Origin of the sequence: Shinella sp. JR1-6 (assembly GCF_004284735.1) — a bacterium.
GTDB lineage: Bacteria > Pseudomonadota > Alphaproteobacteria > Rhizobiales > Rhizobiaceae > Shinella.
Genome location: NZ_SHMI01000022.1, coordinates 30,250 through 47,774 on the forward strand (window position 1 = coordinate 30,250; position 17,525 = coordinate 47,774).

At 62.6% G+C, this 17,525-nt stretch carries 29 protein-coding genes; 1 reads left to right on the forward strand and 28 read right to left on the reverse strand.

Features of this window, described 5'->3' with window-relative positions:
• Positions 1 to 276 precede the first annotated feature (276 nt).
• From EXZ48_RS26580 to EXZ48_RS26645, 14 genes are all read right to left on the reverse strand, one after another.
• On the reverse strand, positions 277 to 915 hold the full coding sequence (locus tag EXZ48_RS26580; protein WP_130519574.1) for a hypothetical protein: 639 nt from the start codon (positions 913 to 915) through the stop codon (positions 277 to 279).
• Between the two features lie 22 nt (positions 916 to 937).
• Positions 938 to 2,173, reverse strand: a complete 1,236-nt coding sequence (locus tag EXZ48_RS26585) for a VWA-like domain-containing protein (protein WP_130519576.1) — start codon at positions 2,171 to 2,173, stop codon at positions 938 to 940.
• Positions 2,067 to 2,699, reverse strand: coding sequence for a hypothetical protein (locus EXZ48_RS26590; protein WP_130519578.1), 633 nt, complete (start codon positions 2,697 to 2,699; stop codon positions 2,067 to 2,069). Before EXZ48_RS26590 ends, EXZ48_RS26585 begins: the two co-directional genes overlap by 107 nt.
• Positions 2,696 to 3,088 (reverse strand): hypothetical protein, encoded by a 393-nt coding sequence (locus EXZ48_RS26595; RefSeq protein ID WP_130519580.1) that lies wholly within the window; start codon positions 3,086 to 3,088, stop codon positions 2,696 to 2,698. Before EXZ48_RS26595 ends, EXZ48_RS26590 begins: the two co-directional genes overlap by 4 nt.
• Before the next feature lie 2 nt (positions 3,089 to 3,090).
• Positions 3,091 to 3,420, reverse strand: a complete 330-nt coding sequence (locus EXZ48_RS26600; RefSeq protein ID WP_130519582.1) for a hypothetical protein — start codon at positions 3,418 to 3,420, stop codon at positions 3,091 to 3,093.
• A 7-nt stretch (positions 3,421 to 3,427) separates the two neighbouring features.
• Positions 3,428 to 4,429: an ATP-binding protein gene (locus EXZ48_RS26605; protein WP_130519584.1), complete on the reverse strand. Its 1,002-nt coding sequence runs from the start codon at positions 4,427 to 4,429 to the stop codon at positions 3,428 to 3,430.
• Positions 4,430 to 4,468: 39 nt separating this feature from the next.
• The gene (locus EXZ48_RS26610) at positions 4,469 to 4,738 is read right to left on the reverse strand and encodes a hypothetical protein (RefSeq protein WP_130519586.1); all 270 of its coding nucleotides are present in this window, start codon (positions 4,736 to 4,738) and stop codon (positions 4,469 to 4,471) included.
• A gap of 260 nt (positions 4,739 to 4,998) precedes the next feature.
• Positions 4,999 to 5,907, reverse strand: a complete 909-nt coding sequence (locus tag EXZ48_RS26615) for a DUF3150 domain-containing protein (RefSeq protein ID WP_165909434.1) — start codon at positions 5,905 to 5,907, stop codon at positions 4,999 to 5,001.
• Positions 5,908 to 6,332: 425 nt separating this feature from the next.
• Positions 6,333 to 6,605 (reverse strand): hypothetical protein, encoded by a 273-nt coding sequence (locus tag EXZ48_RS26620; RefSeq protein ID WP_130519589.1) that lies wholly within the window; start codon positions 6,603 to 6,605, stop codon positions 6,333 to 6,335.
• Between the two features lie 19 nt (positions 6,606 to 6,624).
• Positions 6,625 to 6,954: a hypothetical protein gene (locus tag EXZ48_RS26625; RefSeq protein WP_130519591.1), complete on the reverse strand. Its 330-nt coding sequence runs from the start codon at positions 6,952 to 6,954 to the stop codon at positions 6,625 to 6,627.
• A gap of 55 nt (positions 6,955 to 7,009) precedes the next feature.
• Positions 7,010 to 7,207, reverse strand: coding sequence for a hypothetical protein (locus tag EXZ48_RS26630; RefSeq protein ID WP_130519593.1), 198 nt, complete (start codon positions 7,205 to 7,207; stop codon positions 7,010 to 7,012).
• Positions 7,208 to 8,086: a hypothetical protein gene (locus tag EXZ48_RS26635; RefSeq protein WP_130519595.1), complete on the reverse strand. Its 879-nt coding sequence runs from the start codon at positions 8,084 to 8,086 to the stop codon at positions 7,208 to 7,210. It abuts the gene before it with no gap.
• 718 nt (positions 8,087 to 8,804) lie between these two features.
• Complete coding sequence (locus EXZ48_RS26640) at positions 8,805 to 9,101, reverse strand: hypothetical protein (RefSeq protein WP_130519597.1); 297 nt, start codon at positions 9,099 to 9,101, stop codon at positions 8,805 to 8,807.
• A complete protein-coding gene (locus EXZ48_RS26645) occupies positions 9,088 to 9,618 on the reverse strand; it encodes a hypothetical protein (protein WP_130519599.1) in 531 nt (176 codons plus the stop codon). The genes EXZ48_RS26640 and EXZ48_RS26645 overlap by 14 nt, the downstream gene beginning before the upstream one ends.
• A 28-nt stretch (positions 9,619 to 9,646) precedes the next feature.
• Between EXZ48_RS26645 and EXZ48_RS26650 the strand changes: the two genes are divergently transcribed.
• On the forward strand, positions 9,647 to 9,832 hold the full coding sequence (locus EXZ48_RS26650) for a hypothetical protein (RefSeq protein WP_130519601.1): 186 nt from the start codon (positions 9,647 to 9,649) through the stop codon (positions 9,830 to 9,832).
• Positions 9,833 to 9,869: 37 nt separating this feature from the next.
• Here EXZ48_RS26650 and EXZ48_RS26655 read toward each other — a convergent pair whose 3' ends face one another.
• From EXZ48_RS26655 to EXZ48_RS26715, 14 genes are all read right to left on the reverse strand, one after another.
• On the reverse strand, positions 9,870 to 10,178 hold the full coding sequence (locus EXZ48_RS26655; RefSeq protein WP_130519603.1) for a hypothetical protein: 309 nt from the start codon (positions 10,176 to 10,178) through the stop codon (positions 9,870 to 9,872).
• Positions 10,162 to 10,959: a DUF5131 family protein gene (locus EXZ48_RS26660; RefSeq protein ID WP_130519605.1), complete on the reverse strand. Its 798-nt coding sequence runs from the start codon at positions 10,957 to 10,959 to the stop codon at positions 10,162 to 10,164. Before EXZ48_RS26660 ends, EXZ48_RS26655 begins: the two co-directional genes overlap by 17 nt.
• Positions 10,952 to 11,506 carry a hypothetical protein gene (locus tag EXZ48_RS26665; RefSeq protein WP_130519607.1) on the reverse strand — a complete coding sequence of 185 codons (555 nt, stop codon included), beginning with the start codon at positions 11,504 to 11,506 and terminating at the stop codon, positions 10,952 to 10,954. The genes EXZ48_RS26660 and EXZ48_RS26665 overlap by 8 nt, the downstream gene beginning before the upstream one ends.
• A complete protein-coding gene (locus EXZ48_RS26670; protein ID WP_130519609.1) occupies positions 11,503 to 11,826 on the reverse strand; it encodes a hypothetical protein in 324 nt (107 codons plus the stop codon). The genes EXZ48_RS26665 and EXZ48_RS26670 overlap by 4 nt, the downstream gene beginning before the upstream one ends.
• A 55-nt stretch (positions 11,827 to 11,881) precedes the next feature.
• Positions 11,882 to 12,499, reverse strand: coding sequence for a hypothetical protein (locus EXZ48_RS26675; protein WP_130519611.1), 618 nt, complete (start codon positions 12,497 to 12,499; stop codon positions 11,882 to 11,884).
• A complete protein-coding gene (locus EXZ48_RS26680; protein ID WP_130519613.1) occupies positions 12,492 to 13,148 on the reverse strand; it encodes a hypothetical protein in 657 nt (218 codons plus the stop codon). The genes EXZ48_RS26675 and EXZ48_RS26680 overlap by 8 nt, the downstream gene beginning before the upstream one ends.
• Complete coding sequence (locus EXZ48_RS26685; protein ID WP_130519615.1) at positions 13,145 to 13,648, reverse strand: hypothetical protein; 504 nt, start codon at positions 13,646 to 13,648, stop codon at positions 13,145 to 13,147. The genes EXZ48_RS26680 and EXZ48_RS26685 overlap by 4 nt, the downstream gene beginning before the upstream one ends.
• Before the next feature lie 402 nt (positions 13,649 to 14,050).
• Positions 14,051 to 14,623, reverse strand: a complete 573-nt coding sequence (locus EXZ48_RS26690) for a hypothetical protein (protein WP_130519617.1) — start codon at positions 14,621 to 14,623, stop codon at positions 14,051 to 14,053.
• Between the two features lie 328 nt (positions 14,624 to 14,951).
• Positions 14,952 to 15,194 carry a hypothetical protein gene (locus tag EXZ48_RS26695; RefSeq protein ID WP_130519618.1) on the reverse strand — a complete coding sequence of 81 codons (243 nt, stop codon included), beginning with the start codon at positions 15,192 to 15,194 and terminating at the stop codon, positions 14,952 to 14,954.
• Positions 15,195 to 15,384: 190 nt separating this feature from the next.
• A complete protein-coding gene (locus EXZ48_RS26700) occupies positions 15,385 to 15,573 on the reverse strand; it encodes a hypothetical protein (RefSeq protein ID WP_130519620.1) in 189 nt (62 codons plus the stop codon).
• A 6-nt stretch (positions 15,574 to 15,579) separates the two neighbouring features.
• On the reverse strand, positions 15,580 to 15,894 hold the full coding sequence (locus tag EXZ48_RS26705; RefSeq protein ID WP_130519621.1) for a hypothetical protein: 315 nt from the start codon (positions 15,892 to 15,894) through the stop codon (positions 15,580 to 15,582).
• Between the two features lie 135 nt (positions 15,895 to 16,029).
• Complete coding sequence (locus EXZ48_RS26710; protein WP_130519623.1) at positions 16,030 to 16,266, reverse strand: hypothetical protein; 237 nt, start codon at positions 16,264 to 16,266, stop codon at positions 16,030 to 16,032.
• Positions 16,267 to 16,378: 112 nt separating this feature from the next.
• A complete protein-coding gene (locus tag EXZ48_RS35025) occupies positions 16,379 to 16,525 on the reverse strand; it encodes a hypothetical protein (protein ID WP_165909435.1) in 147 nt (48 codons plus the stop codon).
• Between the two features lie 298 nt (positions 16,526 to 16,823).
• On the reverse strand, positions 16,824 to 17,357 hold the full coding sequence (locus EXZ48_RS26715) for a hypothetical protein (protein ID WP_130519625.1): 534 nt from the start codon (positions 17,355 to 17,357) through the stop codon (positions 16,824 to 16,826).
• Positions 17,358 to 17,525 lie beyond the last annotated feature (168 nt).

Below are 17,525 nucleotides of genomic sequence, written 5' to 3' on the forward strand. Positions count from 1 at the left end.
GGTGCGCCGCCGCGACGGAAGCGGCGGCGCATTGGGCTTTGACCTCCGGTGGTGCTCGCGCCCAAACCTCACGGCTCACCTCTTCACTGAGGGGCGTGTCGTCGTAGAGGGTGAGGCAATAGAATTCTCGCAGGTGGATCGCATATGCCGCGATGCACCAAGCGCGGCCAAAGGACTGGACGGTGAACTCGAGCAATCCGGGTTGCGGGAGCCGCTTAAGAAAGGTCAGGTCACCGTCCCAGAAACTGCGAGGTGGCGGACGAAACGTCACGGGTGTCACAGCGCCACGATAGGGCAGGCCGCCAAGCCTTGCCGCTCAGCAAGCCCGGTGACGAAATCGGTGGGTGCTTCGCCGGCCTTGAAGGCGCGGAGCGTCTGTGCCGGGTCCAGTTCGAGAGCGCAGTTGAACGCGGCGGCGGAGTAGGCTGTGGCCAGCGTGGTCCAGAAGCGGCGGGATTGGCGCCAGTGCTCGAAGTTCGCGCGCTCTTGGGACCAGACGATGAAGGCGAGGGCGGGGACGGTCGGGGAGTAGCGCCCGTCGCCGTAGCGGTTGTTCTCGATGACACGGTCCCACGGGAGGTTTTCGAGGACGGCCGGCGCGAAATCGAAATCGAAGGCGCCGTGATAGTGCTGGTCGCCTTCGAGCTTCTCCCACACGGCATGGATGATGCGGCCGGCCTGCTGAGCGACCATGCGCATGCCGGATGTTCCTGCAGCGTCGAAGTCGGCGGCGAACTTGGTCTCGCGGTTTTCGAGGATCCATTCCCACGCGCAGAGGGCGGCCTCGGTCTCCGCCGAGGTGTAGGTCGTGACGCCGTGGACCTGGCGGCCGCCGGCGTCGGGAATGGGGAGCGAAGGGAAGTGGTGAACGGCCAAAGGGGTGCCGTCCACCGCGATGTTCACGGTGACGTTCATCGTGGTCTCCTGTTGTGGTGGGTTACGGTTCGATGCGGATCACTTCGCCGAACGGGACGCGGGGCGCCCACTGGTCGAAGGCCTGCTTGGTGCCGGTATGCGCCCAAATGACGGGCGCCTCCGGCTTCTCGCCGAAATCGTAGGTGCAGAGGTCGGTGAGAAAGATGATGGCGGTAGCGTCGGAGTGGTGCCGCTTGATGTAGCGGAAGGCCTCGGTGAAGGCGGTGCCGCCGCCGCCGGCAGCGCGCAGACGGATGGTGTCTCCGGCCTGGAATGTCTCGACGTTGCAGACCGCGGCGTCGGTGTAGATGACGGTGATCAGTTCCACATTGCCGTCGTCGAGGATGCCAGATATCTCGCCGCCGCACTCGGCAAGCATGTCGTCATCGACGGAGCCGGAGGTGTCGACGCAGCAGACGATATGCCTGATACCTTCGGTCGGCACGATGCTCGGCATGACCAGGCGGTGAGGGAGAAAGCGCCGGCTCGGCCGCGCCCAGCTGTAGTCGCTCATGAACACCTCGTCGGCGAAGCGGCGAAGCCTTTCCCGCCAGTTCACCTTCGGCTTGGTGATGTCAGCGATGAGCCGCTGCAATCCGGCAGACAGCTTGCCGATGCCGTTGCCTTTTGCCTTTGCGATAGCCGCCGCCTGCGCCACCTGAGTAGCGATGGTGGTTTCGGCCGAGGCGAGACCCTCCCGGTCATAGGTTGGCGCCGCCGGCATCGTGCCGCCGCAGCCACCAGGGTCAACGCCGAGGCTCCCTGCGCCTGTGCCACCGCCGCCCGGGCTGGATGCTCCGGTGTCCTCTTCGGAGCGTCCGGACTTGCCGCGGCTCTGCGACGGCGGCTTGTCGGGGAGGAGCCGGTAGACGTCTTCGGTCGACATGCCTCCATACTGAGGGTCGTAAAGCCCGCCCTTCGGCATCTCGCCGCAGCTGCTCTCCTTCAGTTCGAAGTTGATGACATAGTCCCCGGCGATGTTCCACTTCTCCGGGTCGCGATTGCCCATGCGGGTGTGGTGGTAGAACACGTCGTGCAGGATTTCGTGAGCGAGAACAAAGACAAGCTCGCGCTTGCTCAGCTTCTCCACGAACCTGGTGTTGTAGTAGAAGCGCTTGCCGTCAGTCGCCATCGTCGGGACGCGCGGATCCTCAACGATCTCCTTTTGAACGATCATCGCCCCGAAGAACGGTTGCTCGAACATGAGTGCGGTCTTCGCGGCCAGCAGCTTGCTTTCGATGTCCAACTTCGGCGGCATCGGTGGTCTCCTTGTCGCATGATTGCGGTTGACAGGGCGTGGCGCCTTGTTGGGCTATTTCGGCCGCCACCATTTCCGCCATTTTCTCCCAGGCATCGTTGTCCACCCGCACCTCAAACTTGACTTCGATGGGTGGCAGGATCGCGGGAGGCGGATAGTAGGGCGCGCCGAACGTCGGCAACCGGACGTATTGAAGCTTGACCAGAGGCGGCGGTTCATTTTGCGCGTTGATCGATTTCGTCACCAACGATGCAATCTCCTCGGAGGAGAGGGCCGCGACGAGAGGAGAGGTCTCGACCGAAACCACCACATGGTCCGCGAAGACTAGACGTCCTTCACGCCGGTTCACCTTGCTGAGATGCGTAGAGCAGGTTGCATTGAAGCGCCGGGAGCGGACCCAATACTCCAGACGGTACACACGCCTCGGATACCGTCCGTCTCGGGGGCGAAACACGAAGACAACAAGGTCGCTGTCGTCTTTGCTGCGTCGGATCCGGTAGAACCGGCGAAGTATCTCCGGGGTCATCTGCCCCTCCTTTGAAGAGAATAGGTGGTCGCCTTCGCGAGGTCGGCGGGGGAAAGGCAGGATCGGAGCACATCAATCAAGCGGTCGCCGACGAGGGGGAGCTTGGTGCTGCCGCGGAAGAACATGTCCGGGTCGATGGACTTCACCGGATCGCGTCCCTCCTTCGTGAGCTTTTCGGTGAGGGCCTTCATCCGCTTCCCGGTCGGGAGGCCCAGCGGCACGTTGGCCACGTTCCATTTCCGCTTGTCGACATCGTAGGAAAGGATCCAGTTGGCCACTTCATGGTTGTCCCGGATGCCAATGAAGTACCACTTCATCGTTGCGCTGCCGTAGGGCTGGATGTTTTCCTCGGGATTGAAGGGGCCGAGGACCTGGCGAACCATGACCATGGTCACCTTCCTTTCTGATACTGGATGGCGGCAGCGATGGCCGCCGCCAGTTGAGCCGGTGGGATGTGGGCACGGAGCATCTCCTTCAGGGTGTTCTCCTGGTGCTTCGGCTTGGCGCCGGGAAACATGTCGACCTGCGTCAGCCCTTTGTTAGCCGGCCGCGTGAAGGTGCGCAGAACCTTGAATGCGCGAGTGTCGAAGTAGAAGATCACCCGCCAGCCTGCCTGAGAGCCGTCATCGAGCACGCCGGAAAACTCCCAGACGTAGCAGTCTCTATGCTGGCGCACCTTGGACGGCCCCCAGAGGGCCGTCACTTTCGAGGCCATCGTCATCGCGCCCTCAGTTGTTGAAGAGGACGTCCTGATTGGTGACCGTCCAGTCCACGTAGGTCTGGGTGTTCGCCAGCGCGGGATGCATCGAGACGTAGTCCATGCCGAACGTCACCTGGAAATCGCGCGGCAGCCGGCGCATGTAGGCATCCATCGCCGGGAGCTTGTGCTCGTCGGCGTGGTGAGCAAGGGCAGCGGTGATCGCGAACTGCGCGGCCTTATTCTGCGGGAGCCGTGCGCTGGCGGGATTGCGGACGATGCTGTCGACGGTCGGAAGGTCCGAGGCCATTTCGATGAAGCTCTTAAGCTCCCCGGCTGCACCCTCGCCAACGTAGCCGGCGAAAGCCCGGAGCCGGAGCATGTCATCTTCGACATCCATAACCTTGCTCAGCTCTTCCCAGGAGCGCGGGGTCGGGAACGCCATGTTGTCGCCTTCGCCCATCTGGTGAAGCAGACCGGGCCGGAAGCGGAGGAACGCGATCAGCATGGCGGGAAGCCGCTTGGCTGCGAAGTAGGCGACTGTGCTTTCGAGGTCAGCTACCACGCCGATATGGGCGAAGCGGTTGCCGAGGGCGGTCGGCATGGCCTGGGCGGCGGCCTTGTCGCTCTTGCGGTTGCCGGCGCCGACGACGCGCCAGCCCGGGGGAAGGCGGTACTCGCCGATGAAGCGGTCGAGGACGAGACCGAACGCTGCAGCCTGCATCATCGGCGGTGCGGCATTGATCTCATCAAGCAGCAGGATGCCTTCTTCGCCGTCACGTGCGACCTGCGGGAATTCGTCCGGCACCTTCCACCGGGTGGTATCGGCGGCAAGATCGGGCAAGCCCATCATCGAGACCGGATCGCGGGTGGAGCAGCGGTAGTCGATGACCTTCCAGTTTCTGCCCTTGGCGATCTGTTTCACGATTGAGGACTTGCCCACGCCGGGCGGCCCCCAGAGCATGGCGGGGCTATCGACGCGGAGGTAGGTTTCGAGCACGGCGCCAGCCGCGACGATGTTCATGTCGAGCATGTGTTTCTCCTGATGTGCATGATTGCTGTGAGCGGCGGGTTATCGCCGCTTGGAGGTGCGGGTGATGGAGGCGGCTGCAGCCTTTGCCCTCTCTTCGTCCGGCAGCATCGTGAGGATGTAGTCCAGCGTGAGGTCTGGGCCGCGATGCTTATAGGTGGCGGGATCGATCAGGTGGCTGAGTTCGAAGCTCCGCTCAGCGACGACGTAGGTGAGCCTGTGGCTTGCGAATGTGTCCTCGGGGGGGGCGAAGTGCCATTCCAATAAGCTACCGAGATCCATGGCCTCGGACATGAGGCGCACGGCGGTCATGGCCAGGCCTCGGTTCCGGCCAGAGACGCGGTCACGCAACGAGCAAGGATTGCCGGAGGGATGCGAGCGATGATGGCGCGTTGTCTACCTTCGCTGATGTCCCGGCGCTTGTGATCCCGGCACACCCACTTTCGGTCCACAATCTTGTAGCTGACATAGGCGTGGGTGCGGCCGCGCCAAAGCGCCTCGAATTCAAGTTCCCAAGGCACCCATCGCGGCGCTTCCCGGAACTCCAACTCTCTCAGCTTCATCGGCGGCCGTCACTTCATGAACGCACTGATGTCGTCGAGGATGCGCTGCGCCTCGTCCGCGATGTTTTCGCGGGCGGAATCGCTGTTGCGCAGTGTCTCCGCGTCGTGCCGGGAGAGCCGGGCCAGACGATCGGCGAGGGCGTCAAGCTCCGGATCGCCGGTGATGTTGAGCGACGGCATCACCTTGACCAGATCGCGGATGTTCTCGACCAGGCTGTCCCGGAACACGCCGGCCGTGGTCTCGCCCGGGCGGGTGGCCGGCTTGTAGTTGACCATGCGCTCATGCATGTGCTCGACGGCGCCGACGATGCGCTCGTAGACGTTCCGGACCGCGGCGCGCGCCGCCTCCTGCACATCGCGCTCGATATCCTGCCGGATGCTGTGGACCTGCTCGGCGGCGAGGTTGGCGCGGAAGTCGCCGGCAGTCGGAACCGGCATCACCTTCGTGATGAAGCTGAACTTCATGGTGATCTCGTCGGCGTCCGGGTAATCCTCCTGCCGGAACATGGTGCCGAGGTGGCGCTGCGCGTCCTGCACATGCTGCGGATAGTCCCGGAGGAAGCGCTCGACTTCTTTCTCGAACTTGTTGCGCTGGTCGGCCAGCCATTTGGCGTGGGCCATGAAGGCCTGCGCCGCCATGATCCGCTTGCCGTCGTCCATCCAGGGCAGGGTGCGGCCGTTGAACTCGTTGCGGATCTCGCCGACGAGCTTGGCGATCGGTTTCAGGGCATCCGGTTTCACGATCGCCTTGTTGTAGCGACCGGCGTCGGATGCGGCAGACTTGCTGCGGTTGACCTCGTTCGTCACATCGCGGTCCAGCCGGCGGCCCGACCACTGCGCGATGGAGAGGGATACGACCATCGCCCGCGATGCCAGGGCATTGGAGGCGAGGGCGGTGGTGGGGATATTCATGTTCATGCAGGTCTCCGTGTTGCCATGAGCGGCGGGAAAAGAAAAAGCCGGGCTGAAACCCGGCTTGTGAACCATTCTGAATTGGCGTTGACATCGGAGTACTTTTCGAACACCCTCAATTGGTCAGCGCATGGAGTTGGCGATGTCGTGGTGGTCCTGCCCACTTCGTTGGATTGAAACCCTCTAAGTGGCGGTCAAGAGATTGGCTGTTACCAAAGACCAGTCGGCGCCTGGGGCCGGCGATGTCGCGATGGCCTTGCCTGTCGTGTTGGATTGAAACTCTTTAAGTGACGGTATGGAGCTTCCTACCCGTTGCGAGAAGTTAGCCGGCGCATCGGGCCGGCGGTGTCGCAGCGGCCGCGCCTGCTGTGTTGGATTGAAACTCTCTTATTGGTGTTTACCGGCTTTTGCCGCAACGCGGAGCGGCTACCTCAACGGGTAGCCGCTTTCGTTTCCTGCGCCAGCGGCGCCGGGGAGTTGGTGGCAGCATTCCAGACAAAGCCATTTTCAATTGCTTCTCTTGCGGCTATCGCCTTGCTTTCTGCTGCCATCCGCCAATTGCTATCCACCAGCGCGGCGAGTTGGGAACTGGAAAGTGTCGCCTGAACATCAGTGGGAATGCTGTTCCACATCGCATCGAAGCTGCGATCGTGGGAGCCGATGACGGAAGCCGCTTTTGCTCGATTGTACTTCACGATGCTCATGGTTCGTGCTCCAGATGGGTTAGTCGATGACACCTACCTTTTTCAGGTGGGCGGGGTCGTATGAGGTAAGCTCCTCCTGTACGGCTGCGCAGAACCCCTCGCTGTCCCGTTCGAAATCGAACTTTGCGGCGCGGGTGCCGGCAAGGATTGCCTGCTGTCGTTGGTCGTTGCTCCAGCCTAGATCCTGGGCGAGGTCGCGAACCTGATCGAGAGTTTTCTCGAAGTTGATGGCGAAGGCCGGGCAGCGTTCGTTCGCCCACATGAAGCGCAGGAAGGCTTGCACGTCAGCATGCGGGGTCGGCGTTATGTAGGTAGCTGCGGCCAGCATCGCAGCAAGGATCGAATTCATCGGCGCATCCTCGGATGGAAGATGCGCCGAAGGTAGTATCAGCGTCGGGTGGTGGTCAACCTGTGGTCGGTTCGTCCTCGCCGTCGAGGAGATCGACGGAGACCGCTTCTCCGCCGCTGTCGAACTCGATCACCGTGAACGACGTGGCCGTTGTGCCCGGTCGCTGCATTATCTCGAACGCCTGGCGGGCGGCATGGCGAGGGGAACAAGCCTCGACAACATCGATTTCCCACATCACGAGGTAGCGGGCCATCTATATGTCCTCCCGAATGGTGACGATGCTGGCGATCAGCGGCTTGCCGTTCGGCCCGACGCCCTTGTACCGGAAGGTGATGCGCTTGCCCGGTAGGCTGTCACGCCGCGCCCACAGGCCCGCGCGCTGGTCGGCGGAGAGGCCGGTAGAGAGCTTGAAGCGGATACCGTTCCAGTCCACCCAGAAGCCGCCGAGCGTGCCTTTCCCGACCTTGCCGTCCTTCGCGCTTGAGCGCTTCGTCTTGCCGATCTTGTTGACGGTCGCCTCGTTGGTGTTCTGCATCTGCTCGAAGGTGCTGACGATGGTGGCTTCGTTGTCGCTGAACCGTTTGAACTTCAGCAGGATCGCCTCGGTGACGGTGGAGCGGCCGAACTTGTAGCGGCCGTCGGGGCGGCGAAGCATCACGCCTTCGAAGCCCAAGGTGTCCACCATGGCGCGCTCATATTCATCGAACTCGGCCATATTTCGCAGCGGCTCGTGCGGCACCAGTTCGATACGGCCGCGCTGGAAGATGGGGTTGCCGGAAAGGAGAGCCAGGCGGTCGGTGTAGGGCATGTTGGGATGCTGGAAGTGGTCGAACACATGAAAGCGCCAGTCGACTTCGCCCGGCTTGGAGACCTTGCTCTGCACCGTGGCGAGCGGGTCGGCTTCGCCGTCGGTGTAGGTGACGATTTCCCCGTCGTGGAACGTTAGGTTAGCGGCTTCGAGCGCGGTCCGGATCTGGGTGTTGCCGAGCGGCTCGAGGCGCCGGGTGACGAAGCCGTATTCCGGGTGGCCGACGATCCGCCAGCCGTCGTATTTCGGCGTGCCGATCAGCGGGAACTTCATCTCCTCGCGCTCGACGGGGGAGGCGAGGACGGGTTCAAACTTTGTGGGCATGGTGGTTCCTTGTTCGCATGATTGCGGTTATCCCGCCGCGTACTGGATGGATGCGGCGATGCACTGGGCTTTGATTTCTGGCGATATCCTCGACAGGAGGACGGCGTGGAGGCGGTCACATACGCAGTGAGGCCGTGGCCTGCAGGTGCCGTGATAGCTCCAAGCGGGCAGATACGCTCTTTCGCCGATCTGGTAGCAAATGTACCAGTGCGGCCCCTCGGCCCCCTCGAACCCATCTAGACGCCCAAAGCGGATGTACAGAGACGAACCTCCAAGCGTCTCGCAGGTGATCGCCATCTCGTCGATGAGCCGGTGAGCGAGGCTTTCACCGCTCATGGCCGCCATGTCCCCGCCGCAAACCTGATTGAGGCGGCAGCGCAGTACGCCAGGTCTCGTTCGCTTAGGGTGGCGCGAAACAGAGACGTGATTTCTTCGGGCATTCGGGCCGGAACATCGAGCGCATAAAATTGCCCTCCCTGGCCAATCGGGGGAGGTGCGGCGCTCCGCGGGAATCGCATGTGTTCAGAGGTGAACACGCGATCAGCAAGACTGTATCGAAGGGCGTAAGCGCCGTCCCCGCCATCGGGCCAAGTCCATCTCACTTCGTCTGATGATTGCCAGGGCATGCGATCGGGGTACTGTTCAATGATGCTGCGAATATGGTCGTCGAAAGACAGCGCAGGGCGTGAAACAAACTTGCCGAAGGGGATTCGTACCATCAGCCGATCCTTCGCAGGGACGCGTTCACGCACATCGCAACCTGCTCCGGGCTGAGCATCGCCCGCAACTCATCGCACTGATCGTCCGACGCATACCGGATAGTTGTGTCGCCTGCATCGCCTCCAGCCGGGCAGGTGTAGAAAAAGGCGCGGAAGAGGCGCTCGGCGGCGAGGTAGGAGAGAAAGAAGCCGTCGTCATATGGATCGCGATACTTGAACCAGATGAAGTTGGCCTTGTTGAAGTCGAGCGAAAGCCCGGCCGTGGGGAGTGGAGCGTCGGGATCAGGCCGCGCCATTGCGATGCTCCTGCTGCCGGCTGGAGAGGACACCGCGCAGGACGGCAATGCAAAGCGCGATAGCCTCCCGCCCGGAGGGGCGGAGGTCCACATCGGTGAGGCCGGCCCAATCGACAGCCGGGCTCAGTTCGGAGAGCAGGCGCGCTCCGTGCGTAGGGCAGTTGAAGTCCGGCTGCACCCATGCGTCATCGGAGACGCAGCAACTGGCGACACGGTAGGACCAGCCGGGCAGGGCGATGCGCACCAGCGTGCGGGCAGCGTCGAGAGAGGAGGTGAACGGCAAGCTGTCCCAGATCAGACCGAGATCGCCGTTGTCGTACTGCAGGCCGCACATGCCGCGCTGGTTCTTGTGGTGCGACCAGGTCGGATAGTTCGCCCATGCCCAGGCATAGCCGGTCCTATCGCCGAGCATTTTCTCTGCGCCGACGCGCAGCGCGGCATCGATCTTGGCATCAAGCCACCGGCAGGGGCCGGGTGCAGCCGCCAGCAGATTGATGAGGGAGGGGAGATCGGTCATGGTGGTCCGTCCATGTTGGGAGAGTGCGATGAAAAAGGTGAAGCCGCCGCGCGAGCTGGCCGCCCGCGCGCTTTGCAGTTCAAGAGGTCTGCCGGAGAACACGAAGTTCGAGGGCCGGCCCATGTGGGAAAGCCAGCTCGAGGAGGTGGATGTGGTGCTGAAAGCGGCGCTCCCGCCCGAGGAGTGGGAGCGGGTGAGAAGGGAAGGGCCTTAGCCGATATGCCGAAGGGCTTCCCGCTCTTTGTCGGCGGTCATTGAAGTACTTCGCGGCTACCATCCGGCAGGGCGATCACCGTGTCAGCGATATTGCTCGGTTGCCCGAATTTCGCATTGAAGAGGGTTTCACCAGCCGGCGTGATCTCGAAGTCATGCTGCCCGTGCAAGGCGACGTATTCGCCGCTCGCCAATGTCAGGGCGGCGAAGACGAGCTGGAGCTTGACCGCATCGGGGATTGCGGCGGCGTGCAGCAATTCGTGCCGGTTCACCCGTGAAACACCCTTGTTTTTGGCCCGAAGGAGCAAGTCGAGAACGCACCACTGAGCGTCAGTCAGATTGGCCATGATCGCCTCCGGGGGCGGCTCCGTCCGTGTCTGTGGTGACCACAGGCCATTGCCGGATAAGAAGATCATCCGGGATCGGGGCTTTCCGGGTCATTTGCTTCATGAAGAACGCTCGGCCGAGCGCTGCGCTCTGATCCCGCAAATAGCGGAAATCATCCGGGTCGGTGTGGCGGGCCTTGTGCGATCCTTGATCGGTCTCGCCGCCCGTGATGATCAGGTCCGGTGCATACCGATCGAGGATGATGCGGCTGAGGAGCGGCTCGTAGCTGCCGAAGGTGAAGAGCGGCGACAGCGAATGCTTCACCTCCCAGAGCTTCATCCGGTCTCGGTCGTATTCCGGCTGGTTGGCGATCGTCGCGCCGATGGCGACATTACGCGGGAGCATGCGGTGACCTCGCGCCGGATCGGTCATTTTCGTGACATTGCCGATCCGCTTGGTTAGGAGCAGCCAGATCAAGTTTGGCGTGGCCTCGATCAGGTTCATGAGGTCGTAACGCCACATCTCATCGACCTCGTTGTCGAAGACGTCAGCGAGTGAGGCGCAGAACACGCGTGGCCGGGTGCCACTGGCGGCAGCTTCCTTGTCCCAGGCGATTGGCTTGCGCCAATTTGCCCTGCCTGTGCGCTGGCGATCCTCGCCGGCACCCCACTGCACGCGGCCGTACCGGTTCGCCATAAGGTTTTCCGCATAGCACCCGTCACAGGCCGGGGAGACTTTCGTGCATCCGATCCACGGATTGAATGTATGGTCGGTCCATTCGATCTTGCTGTTTTCAGCCATGATCGCCTCCGGATGTTCCTATGGCGTCGGGGAATGCGGCATCAAGCGATGCGAGGTTTTCGCGCTCCTGGTCGAGCGCGCTTTTGAGAGAGGCGAGGCTGTCTTCGGCCTCCCTGATGCGTCCCTCGAAGTGCTCGATGCCGATGCGCGCATCCTTTTTCGCCCACGCAACCACCTTCGCCCGGTCGTTTGAGAACCGGTTCTCGTACATCATCTCGCCATCGTGAGTGACGTTGGGCCAGCCCAGTTCCTCGCATTGCTTTTCGATGATCTCCGCGCCGCGCCAGGTGTAGACCGGTATGGAGAGTTCGAAGGTGTCCTCCTGCCGGACCAAGCGGCGCAGGGTCTCGGGATCGCCCTTCATCTCGGCCTGATACCTCATCAGGTCGTCGTTCATCGTGCGATCATCATCTTTGACGATCTTGCCGTCCCGATTGATGACGATGATGTCGTGGATGTAGGGCGATCCGATGCAGATACCGTCATCGGTAAGCTGCACGCCGTGAACGATGCGATAGTGTTCTTTGACAGCTTTCCAGCCCATCATTCGCCCCCGTTCGATGATGTGGCGGAGCCCTCGCGCGCAGCATCGAGAAACGCCTTGTGGGCCCCATCTTTCGCCGTACGGAGCAAAACGGCATGCTCGTTCATGAGTTGGGCGCCGGCCTCGCGGAGCATTCGACTGACGGCCATCAATTCGTGATGGCGGCGCCGAGGGCGGCCGAGGAGAAACGTACCGGGCAAAGCCTTGTGCTCTCTTGTGGCGCCTTCGTGAAGTTGCTGGAGGATCTCATGTGCGCGGCGGAGCCCAGCGGCCTGCTCGAACAGGTCTGGGGAGCGCAGTTGAGACGTGCGATTTGTTGCCATGTCGCGGTCCTGTCTATGTTGAAAAAATCCGAAGGAGGGGCGGTGGGGCGATGCGTCACACATAGCCGAGGCTCTCCTGGGTTAGCGTATCCAAGATCGTGACGCCTTCCGAGATCTTGGTATCGACGGAGATCGTCTTGAAGTGGTCGAACGCGCGGTTGTGGGCGGCAAGGAACTTGGATGCTTCCTTGCCGATGTTTTCGATGAAGAGTTTGCCCTCCAGCACTGCGAGGCACATTTCAGCGATAACGTCATCCCGAACGAACTTCGGAATGGCGCGGGAAACCGCCTTGTTGATGAGCTTGAAAACCTCGTCTGGTGACAGCGTGATCTTCTTTATCGAACGCTCTTTCGCATATCGCCGCTTGTTCCTGGCGCGCTGTTTTTCGATGGTCTTCCAGTAGTAATCTCGCTGATAGGCGCGCTCTTTTTCGCGCGCACCTTCAACGAGCTTTGCGGCATCCCTGCGGGCCTTCCAGTAGGGGAGAAGCCTTTCCCGGTTGCGCTCTCGGAACTCCTTTTGAAGCTGGCGCATACGCTGTTTCTGCGCCTTCGTCCGCGTCGGGTATCTATTGCGAGCGCCCCAGTTCTTGGAATGCCGACGCCGCTCTTCCTTCGCCATAGCCGCCCATACTGAGGGCAAGAACCCGTACTTGTTGGGCTCCTCATCCATGGTCACGCCCTCCATCGAGCGCGGGCGGAGTGATCGGGCACCAGTGGGTGAACTCGTAGTTGCTCGGTTTGGCTTTGTCGTCGTCGTGCTTGATGAGGCCATCATGATCGGCCAGCCACCAAGGGCCGTTTTGGGACCGGCGAATGACGAGATAGCGATGCTCGCCGAGCCACATGTATCTGGCGAGGATCGCCGTACCGTCTTTCGGGGCGGTCTCGATGGGGCGCCAGTCGTCTGCCGTGACGGCGTAGATTGTCGGGTCCTGCGTCTCCTGCACGATGGTCAGCAGGCTTTCGGTCTTGCCGAGCGCTTGGGCCTTCACAATGACGACGGAGCCCGCGCCGGAGGGCCTGATGATGGCCCGGATCGAGCGTAGGAGGGGAGATACGCCCTCCTGCAAATCGTCGTCCTCGAACCCAGAAATGAAGGATTCGGCGGCGAGTAGCGCGGTAAACATCTGAGGGGCTGCAGCCATCTGGCGAGCAAGGGAGGCCAGCGCATCGGTCGGCCATTTCAGCGGCGTGCTGAGTTCGAAAATCGGCATGGGCGCGGCTGTGCTGATGTAGCCGAACGGCATGGGCTCGCCATCGATGGCGGAGCCGTAAAGCGAATGCGGTTCGAACTGCAAGGGGAGAGGGAACGGGTTCATCGTGCCTCCGGCTGCTTCTTGATGAACATGGAAAGGGTGGCCGCGACAGGAAGTTCGCGCACGCCTTCGGCGACGGCATCGGCGACTTTCTGGAGTGAGCGCGGCTGCGTCATCATCGCGACGGTGCCGAGGATGGAAGCCTGCGCGGATGCCGCCGCTTGCTGCAGGCGGGTCAGGTTTTCGAAATCGGCCTTGGCCTGGCGCTCCAGCGCGCGCAGGGCTTTCCGCCGAACGCTTTTGGCATTGGCCGCGCCGTCTTCGACGATCTCGGCGTCATTGAGCCGGCGAAAGCCCTCGTTGCGAACGCAGCCGAAAACCATGTCGTGGTCGCGCATGGCGCGGATGGTGGCTGTCCGGAGCGGCGCTCGCAGCTTGCTCAACGGGAGCGAGGTGATGTCTCTCATGCGGCCGTAGGTGATGATTTCTCCGACCTCGATCTTCTTCAGTTCCTGCAGAAGCAGGCGGGATTCGACGGACATGCGGAATGAGGGTTTGGGCATGGGGTTCTCCATGTAGAGGGGAGGCGGCTGGTGTATAGCGAGGCGCGACGTTGTGGGGCGCTGCGACGTGGCGAGCTGTGCAGAGGCGCGACGTGGAGTGGCGGATGTGGTGCATTTTCGGCACCTATAAGCCCTTGTGCTGCCGAGGGTTTACAGGTGCCGACCCTTTCGGGCCGGCTGGCTGATGCGGAGTGTCGCGGGGCGCAGTGGGGTGACGAGAAGCGTTGTGCTGCGGCGCGGGGTGGTGCGGGTGATGCCGTTGCCGACACCTCTGTCCCGCTCATTTCAGCAAGATAGAGGTGCCGGCCTCCGAAGAGACCGGCTGGCTGATGCTTTGTGTTGCGATGCGAGACGTTGCCGCGCGCTGCGCCGCGGTGCGACGAGTGGCGTCGTGACGCGAGGTTAAACCTCAGACCACTCAAACCTCTCGACCGTGAAGCGGCCATTGAAGCCGCCTTTCTCCGGCCGGAAGCGGCCGATGCCGACGAGCCGCCCAGCTTCGACGAGGGCCTGCTCGAAAACTTTGTTCGGGATCACCTCGTCCAGAATGGAGAAGTGCGCCTTGCCTTCCCAGGAGGGAATGTACGGAAACTTGCGGCGAACACGCTTGCCGCTGCCGCGCACGCCGTCGGCGTTCGCCCAGATCGTGATGGGCTGGAGCTTGTCCTTGTGGACGCCGATCGGCACGTTGCCGTCGCAGATCTGCCCGGCGACGAAGAACTTCGTGTAGGTGGACTTGCCGCGCCCGGGGATCGAAATGTTGAGACGCTTCACCGCCTCATCGATGCTCATTTTGAGAGCCATGGCGGGGATGCAGACGGTGCCTGCGTCGTCATAGGTTGCCTTCTCCTTCCAGAGGCGAAGGTCGTAGTCGGCGGCGGATTCCTTCTCCAACTTGGGATGATGGTCCGGGTCGATGGCGGCGGACTGGGAATAGGGCGTGGCGGATTTCAGGTGTGCGATGACGATGCGCATTGAGGAGACCTTTCTGATGGGGCTGATGTGTTGCGAGGCGGGGCGACGAGCCGCAGCGCGTGGCGAAACGACGCGCGGCAGGGCGCGGCGCAGTGGGTGTTGACACCCTGAAAGCGGCCGAGGTGCCGGCAGATTTCAGGGTGCCAACTCCACAAGGGAGTTGGCGGGCTGAAGTGTGGTGTTGCGGCGCGCAGCGACGTGCAGCGGAGTGGAGCGCTACGCGGCGAAGTGGAGCATTCCGGCTCCCTTATCCATCGGCAGCTCGAGAGATAAGGCAACCGGAAGCACGAAAGCGGGCGGGGTGAGGCCCTCATCCCGCCCGTTCGTGCTATCGGGGTTTCAGCGGTAGAACTTCCCGGACTTCCGGATCCAGCGCGGCATGCGCGGCCTCCCATTTGTCGCGGGTTTCGGTGAACCGCTCATACGCGGCACGCAATCGGGTGCCGGGTTCGCCTGTCGCGCGCTGGGTGTGGCGGAGTTCGCCGGGCCATTCCATGGGGAAGGCGAGGGCGATCTGCACCAGCCACGCGCGATCGGCGGCTCTATGGGCCTCATAGATCGAGGCGATCAATACAATGCGTCTCCAAGGCTGGAGGGACAGGGTGCCTCCCCGTGGCGTGGGCGGGAAGGGAGGCTGGCGAGCCCGCCGATGATATTCAGCCGGCTTTCAGGCCCGGCGCATGCTGCACCTCCGCGTTTGAGGGATCGGTTGCCATTGGCCGCGCATTGGGCCGGTTGATGGGTGCGCGGCCCCGGAACGGTTAAACGAGGGCCGCGGCGGCGAGCGACTGCTCGACCTGGGCGAGGCGGTGCGCCATGGCGGCGCAGGCACCGACGAACGCGATGCAGAGAACAGCGAGGATCACGAGGCCGAGCTTGCGGGAGGGCGCAGGCGGTCGCTTCACCATCGGCTCAAGCACGATGGTGCGGGGTCGGGGGAGCGCGGGCATGGGCGTTTACTCGGCGATGCAGGCCGTGAACGCGCCATAGGCGTTCGCCTTGCGGCTGGTTGAGGTGCAGGCCTCTTCCGGCATGGCGCGCGCAATCGCGGTCTTCACCTCGGATTTCGTCATGGTGCGACCAGCGAGGAATGCGGCCTCGTCGACCACGGCGAGCGTGAACGTCTTCGCGGGGGGCGGCAGGTCCTTCGTCTTGGTCGAGACAAGCGCGGCCATGTTGGAGGAGGTGAAACCGATGGTTTCGGCGCAGGCGGGCAGGGCAAGCGAAGCCCCGAGAATGGCGGTAAGGCCGAGCGCGAGCGGCAGGTGCATGGGAGGTCTCCTTGGTCGCATAATTGCGGGGGTGGCCGTGCGGCCGTGGAATGCCGGGCGTGCCGACATTGCAGAGGCGCACGAAAAAGCCGCCCGGAGGCGGCTCTAGGAAGCATCTATTGAGGCAGGCGAGCGCTATGTCAGCTTGATCAGCACCGCGAGCGCGCCGACGCCGGCTATCATGATCGCGCCAAGGCGAACCGTGATGCGCAGCGTGAGCGTGTCCATCGCGGCGGTGAGGTCGGATTTCGTCACGAGATCGGCCATGATGTAATCCCTAGCGGCCTCCGCTTGTGCTTCTGCCTGTTTCTGGGTGACGCCGGCATCGCGCAGGCGCTTGGAGTAGCCGAGTGTATCAAACGCAACTGACAATGGAAGTCTCCATAGTTCGAGGTGGAAGAGGGGACGAGAAAGCCGCCCGAAGGCGGCTTGGTGGGCGGGGCACGGATTGACGGGCAGGCCCGTGGGGAGACATGGGCCATGGCTAGACCGCGCAGCGATCGCGCCGCCACCTGGCAAGGACGGCGCGGGAGAAGAAGGCGAGATAGCCGCCGGTGACTTTCACGATGGCGACGGCGTGCGGATACCAGCGGGCGACGGTCCGCCGCGATTTCACAGGTGCGAATTGCATGATGGTCTCCATAGTTCGCATGATTGCGGTGTTTGGGGCGCGGCACAGCCGCAACTAGGGAGGCTCCACGTCGATCTCCGCGAGGCTAACCACGGCGAGCGCGGCGAGGCCTTGCAGGAAGGCGCGTCGGCGCATGGTCGGCTGAGGAGGAAGGGGCATGAAGGTCTCCATTGGCGCATGATTGCGGTTCGGCGTGACGCCGCGAAAAGGCGTACAGGTGCGCGACCTTTCGTAGGGACACGATAGAGGGGGGGGGCGGTGCCCGGAGGGGAGGAGCCCCGGGCACCGCATGACGGCTTTAGGCGGCGTCGGCGGTCTTTTCGGCCTTGACCTTCTTCGGCTTGGCCGGAACCAGCTCGACAACCGCGGGCGTCTGCGCAAGACGCAATGCACCTTCGAGCGCCTGCACGACGCGGATGGACGCGCCCTTTTCCGTCATTTTCTTCAGGAACGCGGTGATCTCCTTCACCTCGTCCAGTGCCTTTTCACCGCCGGCAGCGGCCTTCGTTTCCTTGATGTAGTTCGCCGGTGCGATCTCCATCATGTCGGTGAGCTTGGTTTCGCCCTTGCCGTGGTAGTCGAAGACCATCGTCTCAGCGTTGAACTTGACCTTGCCGAAGGCGACGGCCCATGCCTTGAGACCGGCGCGGTAGTTCGCCGGGGTGACAGCCAGAAGGCTGTTGAGGTGAGACGGGCAGGAATGTTCCTCGACGTGCATCAGGCACGACACGGCGAGCTGGTGCTCGCGCTGGGTGAAGTTGGCGACCAGCTTGCCCTGACCGACGATAGCTTTGCCGAGAGCCTTGCCCTTGATGATCGAAAACGTTGCCATGGTAGTTTCTCCATCGTTCGCATAATTGCGGTTTGAAGCGGATTGCTTCTGAAAGGCCAAAGCCCATTGCCCTTTCAGAAACGATCCTCTTGTGAGACCGCCAACTTTCGCCGACGGCCTCAGAATTCAACGTGATTTCTTTTTCTCGGTGCCCAAGCCTGTATCGGT

What these genes read in the sequence shown, in the direction of transcription:
- EXZ48_RS26640 (WP_130519597.1), bottom strand. Translation starts at nt 9,101, where the DNA reads ATGGCGCGGCCTGATCCCGACGCTCCACTCCCCACGGCCGGGCTTTCG.
- EXZ48_RS26625 (WP_130519591.1), bottom strand. Translation starts at nt 6,954, where the DNA reads ATGAATTCGATCCTTGCTGCGATGCTGGCCGCAGCTACCTACATAACG.
- EXZ48_RS26660 (WP_130519605.1), bottom strand. Translation starts at nt 10,959, where the DNA reads ATGGCTGAAAACAGCAAGATCGAATGGACCGACCATACATTCAATCCG.
- EXZ48_RS26680 (WP_130519613.1), bottom strand. Translation starts at nt 13,148, where the DNA reads ATGAACCCGTTCCCTCTCCCCTTGCAGTTCGAACCGCATTCGCTTTAC.
- EXZ48_RS26580 (WP_130519574.1), bottom strand. Translation starts at nt 915, where the DNA reads ATGAACGTCACCGTGAACATCGCGGTGGACGGCACCCCTTTGGCCGTT.
- EXZ48_RS26665 (WP_130519607.1), bottom strand. Translation starts at nt 11,506, where the DNA reads ATGATGGGCTGGAAAGCTGTCAAAGAACACTATCGCATCGTTCACGGC.
- EXZ48_RS26600 (WP_130519582.1), bottom strand. Translation starts at nt 3,420, where the DNA reads ATGACGATGGCCTCGAAAGTGACGGCCCTCTGGGGGCCGTCCAAGGTG.
- EXZ48_RS26610 (WP_130519586.1), bottom strand. Translation starts at nt 4,738, where the DNA reads ATGACCGCCGTGCGCCTCATGTCCGAGGCCATGGATCTCGGTAGCTTA.
- EXZ48_RS26635 (WP_130519595.1), bottom strand. Translation starts at nt 8,086, where the DNA reads ATGCCCACAAAGTTTGAACCCGTCCTCGCCTCCCCCGTCGAGCGCGAG.
- EXZ48_RS26705 (WP_130519621.1), bottom strand. Translation starts at nt 15,894, where the DNA reads ATGCACCTGCCGCTCGCGCTCGGCCTTACCGCCATTCTCGGGGCTTCG.
- EXZ48_RS26595 (WP_130519580.1), bottom strand. Translation starts at nt 3,088, where the DNA reads ATGGTCATGGTTCGCCAGGTCCTCGGCCCCTTCAATCCCGAGGAAAAC.
- EXZ48_RS26690 (WP_130519617.1), bottom strand. Translation starts at nt 14,623, where the DNA reads ATGCGCATCGTCATCGCACACCTGAAATCCGCCACGCCCTATTCCCAG.
- EXZ48_RS26645 (WP_130519599.1), bottom strand. Translation starts at nt 9,618, where the DNA reads ATGACCGATCTCCCCTCCCTCATCAATCTGCTGGCGGCTGCACCCGGC.
- EXZ48_RS26675 (WP_130519611.1), bottom strand. Translation starts at nt 12,499, where the DNA reads ATGGATGAGGAGCCCAACAAGTACGGGTTCTTGCCCTCAGTATGGGCG.
- EXZ48_RS26615 (WP_165909434.1), bottom strand. Translation starts at nt 5,907, where the DNA reads ATGAACATGAATATCCCCACCACCGCCCTCGCCTCCAATGCCCTGGCA.
- EXZ48_RS26605 (WP_130519584.1), bottom strand. Translation starts at nt 4,429, where the DNA reads ATGCTCGACATGAACATCGTCGCGGCTGGCGCCGTGCTCGAAACCTAC.
- EXZ48_RS26715 (WP_130519625.1), bottom strand. Translation starts at nt 17,357, where the DNA reads ATGGCAACGTTTTCGATCATCAAGGGCAAGGCTCTCGGCAAAGCTATC.
- EXZ48_RS26630 (WP_130519593.1), bottom strand. Translation starts at nt 7,207, where the DNA reads ATGGCCCGCTACCTCGTGATGTGGGAAATCGATGTTGTCGAGGCTTGT.
- EXZ48_RS26585 (WP_130519576.1), bottom strand. Translation starts at nt 2,173, where the DNA reads ATGCCGCCGAAGTTGGACATCGAAAGCAAGCTGCTGGCCGCGAAGACC.
- EXZ48_RS26620 (WP_130519589.1), bottom strand. Translation starts at nt 6,605, where the DNA reads ATGAGCATCGTGAAGTACAATCGAGCAAAAGCGGCTTCCGTCATCGGC.
- EXZ48_RS26650 (WP_130519601.1), top strand. Translation starts at nt 9,647, where the DNA reads ATGAAAAAGGTGAAGCCGCCGCGCGAGCTGGCCGCCCGCGCGCTTTGC.
- EXZ48_RS35025 (WP_165909435.1), bottom strand. Translation starts at nt 16,525, where the DNA reads ATGCAATTCGCACCTGTGAAATCGCGGCGGACCGTCGCCCGCTGGTAT.
- EXZ48_RS26670 (WP_130519609.1), bottom strand. Translation starts at nt 11,826, where the DNA reads ATGGCAACAAATCGCACGTCTCAACTGCGCTCCCCAGACCTGTTCGAG.
- EXZ48_RS26685 (WP_130519615.1), bottom strand. Translation starts at nt 13,648, where the DNA reads ATGCCCAAACCCTCATTCCGCATGTCCGTCGAATCCCGCCTGCTTCTG.
- EXZ48_RS26655 (WP_130519603.1), bottom strand. Translation starts at nt 10,178, where the DNA reads ATGGCCAATCTGACTGACGCTCAGTGGTGCGTTCTCGACTTGCTCCTT.
- EXZ48_RS26700 (WP_130519620.1), bottom strand. Translation starts at nt 15,573, where the DNA reads ATGCCCGCGCTCCCCCGACCCCGCACCATCGTGCTTGAGCCGATGGTG.
- EXZ48_RS26590 (WP_130519578.1), bottom strand. Translation starts at nt 2,699, where the DNA reads ATGACCCCGGAGATACTTCGCCGGTTCTACCGGATCCGACGCAGCAAA.